This window comes from Rhizobium subbaraonis (assembly GCF_900220975.1).
Classification (GTDB): Bacteria; Pseudomonadota; Alphaproteobacteria; order Rhizobiales; family Rhizobiaceae; genus Mycoplana; species Mycoplana subbaraonis.
Genome location: NZ_OBQD01000006.1, coordinates 130,249 through 142,505, shown reverse-complemented (window position 1 = coordinate 142,505; position 12,257 = coordinate 130,249). Strand labels below are relative to the sequence as shown.

Here is a 12,257-nt window from a genome sequence, read left to right as displayed (position 1 = left end):
CCTTAAACCTGATTTTTCCGCTCATCAATCCGATCCTGCACGGACCGCGCGGCGACAAATCAGCGCTCCTCGCCGTTGCGGCTGTCTCCTGCCAGTTTGTTGAAGAAGGCGGAGGTGCGCAGCAGGTTGCGGAAGCGTCCGTGCCGCTGTTCGGCAGGTACCCCGGGCCGTGCGGTCATGCGCAGAACGGTATAGGCCATGAAGCCCACCATCACCACGGCGGTATAGGTGAACAGCGAGCCCGGGCCGAACATGTCGAGCAGCACCGAGGCGAAGAGCGGGCCGATGATCGCGCCGATCGACCAGAAGAACAGCATGCCTGCCGACACCAGCGCGTGCTCTCCTTCGCCGGCGTGGTCGTTGGCGTGGGCCGAACACAGCGAATAGAGCGGCATGGCGAAGGCCCCGAAGACGAAGATGCCGGCCATGTTCAGCCATTCGTCACTGCCGGCATAGATGGCCAGGAAGAGGGCCGCGGCCGTCGCGCCGAAGGTGGCGATGAGGATGATGACGCGGCGGTCCAGCTTGTCCGAATAAAGGCCCAGCGGATATTGCAGCACGACGCCTCCGATGATGCCGGCGCTCATGAAGTTCGCGATCGCCGTCACCGACATTCCGATCTCCTGGCCGTAGATCGGCCCGAGCGAGCGGAACGCCGCGTTCGTCAGTCCGACGACGATACAGCCGATCGTCGCCAGCGGAGAAATGTTCCATAGCTTCTTGACGTTGAAGCGGATAGCGTCAGGCGCAATCGGGCTCGAGCGGTCGGCAAGCGAAATCGGCACGAGCGAGAGTGTCAGCGCCATGGAGACGATGGCGAACAGCTGGAAGCCGCCGATGCCGACGCCCGGTATGAGGTACTGCGCCGCCGTCACCGAGCCGAGATCCACGAGGCGATAGACCGAAAGCGTGCGCGCGCGGTTGGCATTGGTGACGCTGGCGTTCAGCCAGCTTTCGACCGTGGCGAACAGGCTGGCAAAGCACAGTCCCGACAGCAGTCGCATGAGGAACCAGAACGTCGGGTCGATGACCAGCAGCATCGATATCGACGAGGCCGATGCGATCGCCGCCATGGCCGAGAAGGTCCGGATGTGGCCGATCGCCCGCAGGATCCGGGTGACGTAGATGCAGCCGACGGCAAATCCGATGTTGTAGCCGGCTCCCACAAGGCCGATCAGGGAGGTGGAAAAGCCTTCATGCGAGGCGCGCAGCGAGATGAAGGTTCCCTGCAGGCCATTGCCCCCGATCAGGATGCCGGCGGTGACGAGAAGGGGGACGAGGAGACGGATCTGGCTCATGGGGCCGCCACAGGAGGGAATCGCAATGCGCTTTGCGTCGCAGGCGATTACTACAGGCGGATGTGGCCGCACGACAGGCCAGAAGTGACAAGGAGAAGGAATTTTGAACCGCAGCCGGCCGATCGGGCCTGAAATCAACCGATCGATCGGCTGCGAGGGGGGAAATGGTCTGCGTTGCTCGCGACGGCATTACTGGCGGTTCATGTCGAAGACGACCCAGCGGAAAAAGAAATATACGGCGACCGAAATGATGATCAGCGGCGTCAGCATAGGAAGTTCAAGCATATCATTGCCCTTTTTCTTGTTAGACCTGCATCATGCAGTCCCCCGATATTCCACCGCATCGCTTAAATTCGGGTGGAGCAACATGGTGAATCGAAAGGCAAAGCGCCGTTAACCTGCCTTGTCCCATCTGCCGTTTGCCCGCGCCGGGGGCGGCGGCCGCAACGGGCTCCGGCGAAACGGCGAATGCCGCAACAGGACGCGGAGCATCGCCGCTACGCGTGGGGCTGAGCCCCAAGCCTTGACAAATCGGGCCGGCCATGCGCTTTTCCGGCCGATTTTCAAGAAGTGCGGCACCGCTTTGCGAGCCGAGCTCAAGCGCATTCCAGGATAGAACAATGCACCGTTACCGCAGCCACACCTGCGCCGCCCTCCGCAAGTCCGACGTCGGCCAGGCCGTTCGCCTTTCCGGCTGGGTTCATCGCGTCCGCGATCATGGCGGCGTGCTCTTCATCGACCTGCGCGACCACTATGGCATCACCCAGGTCGTCGCAGATCCCGATAGCCCGGCCTTCAAGCTGGCCGAGACGGTGCGCGGCGAATGGGTGATCCGCATTGACGGCCTCGTCAAGGCGCGCACGGAAGAGACCGTCAACAAGGGCATGCCGACCGGCGAGATCGAGCTCTACGCGCAGGAAATCGAAGTGCTTTCCGCCGCCAAGGAACTGCCCCTGCCGGTCTTCGGCGAGCCGGAGTACCCGGAAGACGTGCGCCTGAAGTATCGCTTCATCGACCTGCGCCGCGAGACGCTGCACAAGAACATCGTCAAGCGCACGCAGATCATCTCGGCCATGCGCAAGGGCATGGGAGAGGCCGGCTTTGCCGAATACGCCACGCCGATCCTGACCGCGTCGTCGCCGGAAGGCGCCCGCGACTTCCTCGTGCCGTCGCGTATTCACGAGGGCAAGTTCTTCGCGCTTCCGCAGGCCCCACAGCAGTACAAGCAGCTCCTCATGGTCGCCGGTTTCGACCGCTACTTCCAGATCGCACCGTGCTTCCGCGACGAAGACCCGCGCGCCGACCGCCTGCCGGGCGAGTTCTACCAGCTGGACGTCGAGATGAGCTTCGTCACCCAGGAAGACGTCTGGGATACGATGGAGCCGATGATGACGGCCGTCTTCGAGGAGTTTGCCGAAGGCAAGCCGGTCACCAGGAAGTGGCCGCGCATTCCCTATGACGAAGCGATCCGCAAGTATGGCTCCGACAAGCCGGACCTGCGCAACCCCATCGTCATGGAAGCCGTCACCGATCACTTCGCCGGCTCCGGTTTCAAGGTCTTCGCGAACATGATCGCGTCCAACCCGAAGGTGCAGGTCTGGGCGATCCCGGCCAAGACCGGCGGCAGCCGCGCCTTCTGCGACCGCATGAACGCCTGGGCACAGTCGACCGGCCAGCCCGGCCTCGGCTACATCTTCTGGCGCAGGGAAGGCGATAAGCTCGAAGGCGCGGGTCCCCTCGCCAAGAACATCGGCGAGGAGCGCACCGAAGCCATCCGCACGCAGCTCGGCCTCGATGACGGCGATGCCTGCTTCTTCGTCGCCGGCGACCCGGCCAAGTTCTACAAGTTTGCCGGCGAAGCCCGCACGCGCGCCGGCGAGGAGCTGAACCTCGTCGATCGCGACCGCTTCGAAATGTGCTGGATCGTCGATTTCCCGTTCTATGAGTACAACGAAGACGAGAAGAAGATCGACTTCGCGCACAACCCCTTCTCCATGCCGCAGGGCGGTCTGGAGGCGTTCGACAGCAAGGATCCGCTGGAACTGAAGGCCTATCAGTACGACGCGGTCTGCAACGGCTTCGAAATCGCCTCGGGCTCGATCCGTAACCAGTCGCCGGAACTGATGGTCAAGGCCTTCGAGAAGGTGGGCCTCAGCCAGGCCGACGTGGAAGAGCGCTTCGGTGGCCTCTACCGCGCCTTCCAGTACGGCGCTCCTCCGCACGGCGGCTGCGCCTTCGGCATCGACCGCGTCGTCATGCTGCTCGTCGGCGCCAAGAACCTGCGCGAAATCTCGCTGTTCCCGATGAACCAGCAGGCGCAGGACCTCCTGATGAACGCACCGTCGCCGGCAACCCCGGCACAGCTGCGCGAATTGGGGCTGCGCGTCGTTCCGTCCAAGAAGGACTGATCTCGTGCTGCGGATGCTGCTCGATCGCGGTCGCGCAGCATTCTCCCGTGCCCTGGCGGCGGCGCTGTCCGCCGCCCTGGCATACTGGCTTGCCCACCTCCTGTTCGGGCAGCCACAGCCGATATTTGCGGCGATCAGCGCGCTGATCTGCCTGGCCCCCGGCATCCCCGACCACCTTCGGCAGGGTGCCAACCTGCTGGTCGGCGTGACCATCGGCATCATCGTCGGCGAACTGGCCTTCCTCATTCCCTATGACCTGGCGCCCGATATTCTCGGCGAAGTCCGGCTTGCTGTAGCCACCTTCATCGCCATGATGCTCGCTTCGCTCTTCGGCCTTGCACCGGTCGTTCCGATCCAGGCCGGCGCGTCGGCCATGCTGGTCCTGCTGCTCGGGCCGCAGAGTGCCGGTCTCGCGCGCTTTCTCGACGTCATCCTTGGGGTGGTGATCGGCGTCATCGTCGCCATCGTCTTCTTCCACGGTCGCCGAAAGGACTGAGACGGTTGGCAGCGGTGTGACGACCGCCTTGCGCGAGCGGGCCTGTGAATTGTCACAAAACCTTCATAAAGGCTTGAGTTTCCTTTAAGTTCTTGGAGGCGATAGGACAGGCTTCGTTTTCTATGGGGCGCTATCCATGTCCATTCTGTCCAAGCTGAAAATTGCGCACCGCTTGATGGTGCTGGGAGTGCTGGCCGTGGCCGGCATCGCGGTCATCGCGGGCATCCTTCTGGCGCAGCGGCAGTTCGAAGCCGCCAATCGCGAGACGGGCTACCGGCTCGCGGCGCGCGAGGCCGAGTTCGGCAGCCTGTCTGCGGATTTCCTTGCCGCACGGCTATCGGAGAAGGACTTCCTGCTCGGACACGACCTGTCGGCGAATGCCGCCTTCGAGCAGACCGCCGCAAGCGCGGCCATGCGCCTGCAAAGGCTGGAGGCGGAGGCCGGCGTGGAACTGGCTGCGGAACTGCAGGAGATCGGCGCCCGGTTCGAGACCTATCGAAGCGCTTTCGCGAGCCTGGTGAAGCTCAACGAGGAACTGGGGCTCGACCAGTCGCAGGGACTTGAGGGCGCCATGCGATCGTCCGTGCACAGCATCGAGGAGCAACTTCAGGCCATCGACGATGCCGGCGTGCGTGCCAGCATGCTGATGCTGCGGCGGCACGAGAAGGATTTCATCCTGCGTCGCGATGCGAAATACATCGAGCGGCATGCGGAGGAGGCGGAGACGTTCACCGGCCTCGTGCGCAAGTTCTACCGTCCCGGCGCACAGCGCCAGCGGGTGATGGAGACGTTCGAGGTCTATCGCAACGCCTTCCGTCTGTACTCGGAAACGAGCCTGAGGGAGGCCGCCGCCCGCGAGGCGGTGAGCGCCGCGCACGCGGAGATCCAGCCGGCAAAGCAGCGGGCGACTGCGCTCTTTGCCCGCGAACGGTCTGAGAACCTCGCCGCGACCGAGGCTTCGGCCCGCCGCACCATCACCGTCGTCGCTGTCCTGATTGGCGTGGCGGTGACGGCGCTGTTGTTCGCCGTCTGGCTCGTCGGCCGCTCGATCGTGCGCCCGATCGGATCGATCACGCAGGCGATGCGATCCCTGGCCGGAGGCAGGACGGAGATCGCCGTTCCTGGCCTATCCCGCCGCGACGAGATCGGCGCGATGGCCGCAGCACTCGAAGTGTTCCGGCAGGCGGCGATCGATAACCGTCGGCTGGAGGAACAGGCGGAGGCGGGCCGCAGAAAGGCCGAGGCCGAGCGCGCGGCGATCCAGGCAGGCGCGGAGGCCGAGGCTCACGAGCGGCTGATGCAGGCGACGCAGGGCCTTGCGGCCGGCCTGCGCCGGCTCGCCGGCGGCAATCTCGATTTCCAGCTAACGGAAGCGTTTTCGCCGGAATTCGAAGGTTTGCGCGCCGACCTGAACCAGGCGTTGCGGCAATTGGGGGCAGCGCTTGGGGAAATTTCCACCGTCAGCGGCACGATCGACGGCGGCAGCCGCGAGATCAGCGCCAGCGCCGATACGCTTTCGGCGCGCACGGAGCGGCAGGCGGCGTCGCTGGAAGAGACGGCGGCCGCGCTCGACGAGATTACCGTCAATGTGACCCATGCGGCCGAACGGGCGCAGGAGGCGCGCGACGTCGCGTCCCGCGCCAACGTCCACGCCGAACGGACGGCCGAACTCGTCGGCGGCACCGTGGGCGCGATGGAGCGCATCGAGCAGTCGTCGCGGCGGATCTCCAGCATCATCGGCGTCATCGACGAGATCGCCTTCCAGACGAACCTTCTGGCGTTGAACGCCGGCGTCGAGGCGGCGCGGGCCGGAGAGGCGGGTCGCGGCTTTGCGGTCGTCGCACAGGAGGTCCGCGAACTGGCGCAGCGCTCCGCCGTTGCGGCAAAGGAGATCAAGGATCTGATTCGCAATTCCACCGCGGAGGTCGCGGACGGCGTGGAGATCGTCCGCAACACCGGTACGGCGCTGCAGGCGATCGGACAGGAGGTCAAGACCATCCATGCGCTGATGGAGGCGATTGCCGTTTCCTCTCGTGAGCAGTCGCTCGGCATTTCCGCTGTCAACGCCACCGTCAACCAGATGGATCAGGGCACGCAGCAGAATGCCGCGATGGTGGAGGAGAACACCGCGGCGAGCGCCTTGCTCGCCGCGCAGGCTGAACGGCTGCGGGCGCTAGTCTCCGCCTTCAAGCTGCCGGCGGACGCTGCGACGCCGGAGGTGGCGGCCGCGCCGGGAAGGGTCCTGCGCTTTGCCGGCTCCGGCCGCTGACGGAGGCACCGGATCGGCGGACTGGCGCGGGTTTTTCGATTGCAGGCCCGACCAGAGGCGGCAGTGCTGATTGCCTCGTATGTTGCCATGCGGGGCAGGGGCGACTATACGAAAGGTAATCACCACGGACCCGGTGAAACTCCGGGTGGCTCTTCTGGCCGCCGATCCGCCAGACAACGCAAATGCATCACATCACTCACATGCCGGCCACCCCGCCGGCCTGGATGCATGGACTTTGCGAAACTCTCAATGAAAACCACACTCTCTGCCTACCGTCGCGAATGGTTCTGTAACATTCGCGCAGACATCCTCTCGGGCATCGTCGTCGCCCTTGCGCTGATTCCTGAAGCGATCGGCTTTTCCGTGATCGCCGGGGTCGACCCCAAGGTTGGCCTGTTTGCCTCTTTTGCGATCGCCTGCGTCTCGGCTTTCGCCGGCGGCCGCCCGGGCATGATTTCGGCTGCGACCGCCGCAACCGCGGTGCTGATGGTCACGCTCGTCAAGGAGCACGGCCTGCAATATCTCTTCGCTGCGACTTTGCTGATGGGCGCCATCCAGATCGTTGCCGGCGTCCTCAGGCTTGGCCGCGTGATGCGCTTCGTCTCACGCTCCGTCATCACCGGTTTCGTCAACGCGCTGGCGATCCTGATCTTCATGGCGCAATTGCCCGAACTCGTCGGCGTGCCGCACCTGACCTACGTGATGATCGCAGCCGGACTCGCCATCATCTATCTCTTCCCCTACCTTACGAAGGCGGTGCCGTCGCCGCTCGTGGCCATCCTCGTGCTGACCGCGATTGCCTGGTGGGGCGGGCTGGATCTGCGCACCGTCGGGGATCTTGGCGAGCTTCCCTCGGCACTGCCGATTTTCGCCCTGCCGCAGGTGCCGCTGACTCTCGAGACGCTGCAGATCATCTTTCCCTATTCGGCAGCGCTCGCCGCGGTCGGTCTGCTGGAATCGCTGCTGACGGCACAGATCGTCGACGACATGACTGACACGACGAGCTCGAAGAGCCAGGAGTGCATCGGCCAGGGCGCGAGCAATATCGCCTCCGGCCTGATCGGCGGCATGGGCGGTTGCGCCATGATTGGGCAATCGGTGATCAACGTCAGCTCCGGCGGCCGCGGCCGCCTGTCCACGTTCGTCGCCGGCGCTTTTCTGCTGTTCCTGATCCTCGTCCTTGACGACCTGGTGCGGATCATTCCGATGGCGGCTCTGGTGGCGGTGATGATCATGGTCTCGATCGGTACGTTTTCCTGGCGCTCGATCATCGATCTTGGGAAGAACCCGCTACCGTCTTCCATCGTGATGCTGGCAACCGTGGTCACCACGGTGGGAACGCACGACCTTGCCAAGGGCGTCCTCGTCGGCGTGCTCCTTTCCGGCGTCTTCTTCGCAGGCAAGGTTGCACGCCTCTTCAGGGTCAGCTCCGAAGCCGATGCGGGCGGCCGTATCCGCACCTACATCGTCGAAGGCCAGGTCTTCTTCGCCTCCACCGAGAGCTTTGTCGCGGCCTTCGACTTCGCAGAGGAACTGGAGAAGGTGGTGATCGACGTGTCCAGCGCCCACCTCTGGGACATCAGCGCCGTCGGCGCCCTGGACAAGGTGGTGCTGAAGTATCGCCGCCACGGCATCGAGGTCGAAGTGAAGGGGCTGAACGAGGCGAGTGCCCACATGCTTGACCGCTTCGCGGTCCACGACAAGGAACGCACAGCCCTGCCGGCATCGCACTGAATTCGACCGAAAAGAAAACCCGGCGGGTCGCCGCCGGGTTCCTCGTCACCTTCATTCGGCAAGCTCAGCCGCTCATTCGTTGGCAGTCACCGTCACGCCGAGCACCTGCGGGATCGTGTTCGGCGCGCCCATCGCAGCCCCCATGATCATCGGGAAGGGGACGGGATTTGCCGGCGCGGCGGTGATCTTGAGCGACTTCGGATCGTCGAGATAGGTGTTGACGGCCTGCGAGATCTGGTTCTGCAGTTCCGGCATGTTCAGCTGTGCGATCATCAGCGGCACCAGCCCCTTCAGCGATTGCGCCATCTGGTCGCCGGAAACGCCCTGCTCGGCGCCGACCACGTCCAGCACCTTCTTTGTCAGCGACGCATCGTTGAAGCTGATTTCGGCGCTGTTGAAGGTCAGCTGCTGCAGCATGCCCAGCATCGACATGCCGAGCGCGTTGTTCGCCTCTTCCTTGTTCGGGTTGGCCTGCGCCGTCTCCACCGCCTCGCGCATCGTGTTCATGAAATCGAGCGTGTAGCCGGAAATCGCAAAAGCCAGGTTCAGCCTGCCGACGTCGTTGAAATCGAATGCATACTCGTCGACGGAGAAGAGGCCGCTGCCAAGTTCCCAGCTGCCCTTCATGTCGATCTTGCCTTCGATCGTCTGCAGGCCGAGCTTTTCGATCGTATCCTTGCCCTTCGGATCCTGGATCGTGGTCAGGTCGGCCTTGATGTTTGAGACCGAGCCGTCGAAGTCCATCCCGGCGTCGTTTGCTCGGCGCTCGACCCTGCCCGCGATGCCGGAGGTCGAAAAGACTTCCTTGCCCTTGTTGGTGACCATGATCGGGCCGGTGGACGCGGTCTCGTAGAAGAGCATGGTGTCGAGCGTCTTGCCGTCCGCCTTGGCGGGTATGGTCAGGCCGCCGAGCTGGATGTCGGACGCGACGATGGTCGTGTCGCCTTCGGTCTTGTTGATGTCCGGAAAGCTCACCGTTTCGACCGTGTAGCCGCCGTCGCCATCTTCCCCGACGCCTTCAAGCGTGATGTCGCCGATTTCCAGCGCCTTGCCGCCTGTGGGCGTGACCTTCGCTGCCTGCAGCGTCAGGGTATCGCCGTCGACCGCGATGTTGCCGTAGGTCACCGTGATGCCGCTGGCGCTGTTGGCCGCGTTGAGCTTGGCGACGAGGTCGGCGCCGTCGAGCGCGAAGGCGGGGCTTGCAATTGCCGCAAGCGCGACGCTGGCAAACATCTTACGGAGAGTGCGGTTGTAAAGCATAATGGTTCCTTCTTGTCGTGCCGGCCATCGGCCGTCGTCCGGCTCGGAAACGTTTGATACGGCTTGTCTATTCGTCATGCAAATGGGCTTGCATCCCGCGCCGGGGCGGGATTGCGCACCCTACTATTTCACTTCAATGGTGGCGGGAATGAGGGCGGACCGGCTGCCCGGACCGCCGATATCCCGTTGCGTGATGATCCGATCCCAAAACGGTCGGGGCCTCGGAATCCCTTGCCCGGCCGATGGAATATCGCTGTCTCCTGTCGGCGGGGTTTTCTATTGTCTCACAGCGGCAATGACAACCATGCCGTGCGCTCTGTCCGATTTTCCTTGGCCGGCTATCCACAGCGCAATCGCCCGGTTTCCTTGCCGCGAATCGGGCTTTTCGGTAGTCAAGTCCCATGGGACAAGAGATTTTGCCGCCTGGTGGCGGAGACGACGACAATATCCTTCCGGTCGACCTGAAGGCGGCGCTTGAAGAGCGCTACCTTGCCTATGCGCTGTCGACGATCATGCATCGCGCGCTGCCTGACGTGCGCGACGGCCTGAAGCCGGTTCATCGGCGCATCGTGCATGCGATGCGTATTCTCCGCCTGGATCCAGGACAGGCCTACAAGAAATGCGCCCGCATCGTCGGCGACGTCATGGGTAAGTTCCACCCGCATGGCGACGCCTCGATCTATGATGCGCTGGTGCGCCTGTCGCAGGATTTCGCCATCCGCTACCCGCTGGTGGACGGGCAGGGCAACTTCGGAAATATCGACGGCGATAACGCTGCGGCGATGCGCTACACCGAAGCGCGCATGACCGATGTCGCAACCCTGATCCTCGAAGGGCTCGACGAGGACGCGGTGGATTTCCGCCCGACCTACAATGAGGAGGACGAGGAGCCGGTCGTGCTGCCGGGCTCGTTCCCGAACCTTCTGGCCAATGGCGCCTCGGGCATCGCCGTCGGCATGGCGACGTCCATCCCGCCGCACAATGCGCACGAACTCTGCGATGCGGCGCTCCACCTGATCAAGCACCCGGACGCCACCGTAGAGGACCTGATGTTCGATCCGGCAAACCCGCAGAAGGGCGGGGTCGAGGGACCGGACTTTCCGACCGGCGGCATCATCGTGGAAAGCCGCGCAAGCATGCTGGAATCCTACCGCACCGGCCGCGGCGGGTTCCGCGTCCGGGCAAAGTGGGAGACCGAAGACCTGGGGCGCGGCGGCTATCAGATCGTCGTCACCGAAATTCCCTACCAGGTGCAGAAGTCGCGCCTGATCGAGAAGGTCGCAGAACTGCTTCTGGCGCGGAAGGTGCCGCTGCTGGAAGACATCCGCGACGAATCGGCCGAGGACGTCCGCATCGTGCTCGTGCCGAAGAGCCGCAGCGTCGATCCGACGCTGCTGATGGAATCGCTGTTCAAGCTTTCCGAGCTCGAGAGCCGCGTGCCGCTGAACATGAACGTGCTCTCGATGGGGCGCGTGCCGCGGGTGATGGCGCTGAACGAGGTCCTGTCGGAATGGCTGGCCCATCGCCGCGAAGTGCTGGTGCGCCGTTCCCGCCATAGGCTGGCTGCGATCGAACGGCGGCTGGAAATCCTCGGCGGCTATCTCGTCGCCTATCTCAACATCGATGAGGTGATCCGCATCATCCGCGAGGAGGACGAGCCGAAGCCGGCGCTGATGGCGCGCTTCTCGCTGACCGACCTCCAGGCCGAATCGATCCTCAACATGCGGCTGCGTTCGTTGCGCAAGCTCGAGGAATTCGAGATCCGCACCGAGTTCGACGGACTGACGAAGGAGAAGGCGGAGATCGAGGCGCTGCTGGCTTCCGAGCCGAAGCAGTGGCAGACCGTCGCCTGGCAGATCGGCGAGGTGAAGAAGAAGTTTGCCAAGGCCACCGAGATCGGCCGCCGCCGCACCCAGTTCTCGGATGCGCCCGAAACCGACATCGAGGCGATTCAGCAGGCGATGATCGAGAAGGAGCCGGTCACCGTCGTCATTTCCGAGAAGGGGTGGATCCGCGCGCTCAAGGGGCATATCGCCGACACCTCCGGCCTGCAGTTCAAGGAAGGCGATGCCCTCAACGTCGCGTTCCCGGCGCAAACGACCGACAAGATCCTCGTGCTGACGACCGGCGGCAAGGTCTACACGCTCGGTGCTGACAAACTGCCGGGCGGACGCGGCCATGGCGAGCCGCTGCGCATCATGGTGGACATGGAGAACGATCAGGACGTCCTGACCGCCTTCGTGCACGATCCGGCTCGGAAGGTGATTCTCGCCTCGCAGGCCGGAAACGGCTTCGTCATCGCAGAGACGGAAATGATCGCCAACACCCGCAAGGGCAAGCAGATCATGAATGTCGGCATGCCGGACGAGGCCAAGCTTGTGGTGCCCGTGCGCGGCGACCATGTCGCCGTCGTCGGTGAAAACCGCAAGATGCTGATCTTCCCGCTGGCGCAGCTGCCGGAAATGTCGCGCGGCAAGGGCGTGCGCCTGCAGCGTTACAAGGACGGTGGCGTTTCCGACATCCGCTGCTTCGCGCTCGACGAGGGCCTGACCTGGGACGACAGCGCCGGCCGCAACTTCGTGCGCAGCAAGGAAGAGCTAGCCGAATGGCTGGCCGACCGCGCCAGCGCCGGGCGCACCGTACCGAAGGGCTTTCCGCGCAGCGGCAAGTTCAGCGGATAGTGCATTTCCAGCCGAAGCGGTATCGCTTCGGCGCCGAGCAGGAATTCTTGGAGCGTGCGGTCGTCAACGGCGATTTCATGGCCATTCTCCATGAGGAACACGCCGGGCACG

The 12,257-nt window shown here is 64.0% G+C and carries 7 protein-coding genes and 1 other annotated feature; of the genes, 5 read left to right on the top strand and 2 right to left on the bottom strand.

Annotation, left to right across the window (positions count from 1 at the left end; genetic code table 11):
• Positions 1-59: 59 nt before the first annotated feature.
• A complete protein-coding gene (locus tag CRO48_RS10755; protein WP_097139027.1) occupies positions 60-1,298 on the bottom strand; it encodes an MFS transporter in 1,239 nt (412 codons plus the stop codon).
• A 620-nt stretch (positions 1,299-1,918) separates the two neighbouring features.
• On the opposite strand from CRO48_RS10755, the gene aspS reads away from it, so the two are divergent.
• From aspS to CRO48_RS10735, 4 genes are all read left to right on the top strand, one after another.
• Positions 1,919-3,706 carry an aspartate--tRNA ligase gene (gene aspS / locus CRO48_RS10750; RefSeq protein WP_097139025.1) on the top strand — a complete coding sequence of 596 codons (1,788 nt, stop codon included), beginning with the start codon at positions 1,919-1,921 and terminating at the stop codon, positions 3,704-3,706.
• A gap of 13 nt (positions 3,707-3,719) precedes the next feature.
• Positions 3,720-4,202, top strand: a complete 483-nt coding sequence (locus CRO48_RS10745) for an FUSC family protein (RefSeq protein ID WP_245423497.1) — start codon at positions 3,720-3,722, stop codon at positions 4,200-4,202.
• A gap of 136 nt (positions 4,203-4,338) precedes the next feature.
• Positions 4,339-6,471: a methyl-accepting chemotaxis protein gene (locus tag CRO48_RS10740; protein ID WP_245423487.1), complete on the top strand. Its 2,133-nt coding sequence runs from the start codon at positions 4,339-4,341 to the stop codon at positions 6,469-6,471.
• Positions 6,472-6,594: 123 nt separating this feature from the next.
• Positions 6,595-6,650: a sequence feature (sul1 is cis-regulatory element that is thought to sense ions involved in sulfur or methionine metabolism; They are found in Alphaproteobacteria), on the top strand.
• A gap of 70 nt (positions 6,651-6,720) precedes the next feature.
• The gene (locus tag CRO48_RS10735) at positions 6,721-8,205 is read left to right on the top strand and encodes a SulP family inorganic anion transporter (RefSeq protein WP_097139021.1); all 1,485 of its coding nucleotides are present in this window, start codon (positions 6,721-6,723) and stop codon (positions 8,203-8,205) included.
• Positions 8,206-8,277: 72 nt separating this feature from the next.
• Here CRO48_RS10735 and CRO48_RS10730 read toward each other — a convergent pair whose 3' ends face one another.
• Positions 8,278-9,465, bottom strand: coding sequence for a hypothetical protein (locus CRO48_RS10730; RefSeq protein ID WP_097139019.1), 1,188 nt, complete (start codon positions 9,463-9,465; stop codon positions 8,278-8,280).
• 401 nt (positions 9,466-9,866) lie between these two features.
• Here CRO48_RS10730 and parC point away from each other — a divergent pair, with 401 nt between their 5' ends.
• Entirely contained in the window at positions 9,867-12,146 is a 2,280-nt protein-coding gene (gene parC / locus CRO48_RS10725) for a DNA topoisomerase IV subunit A (RefSeq protein ID WP_097139018.1), read from the top strand.
• Positions 12,147-12,257: the final 111 nt, after the last annotated feature.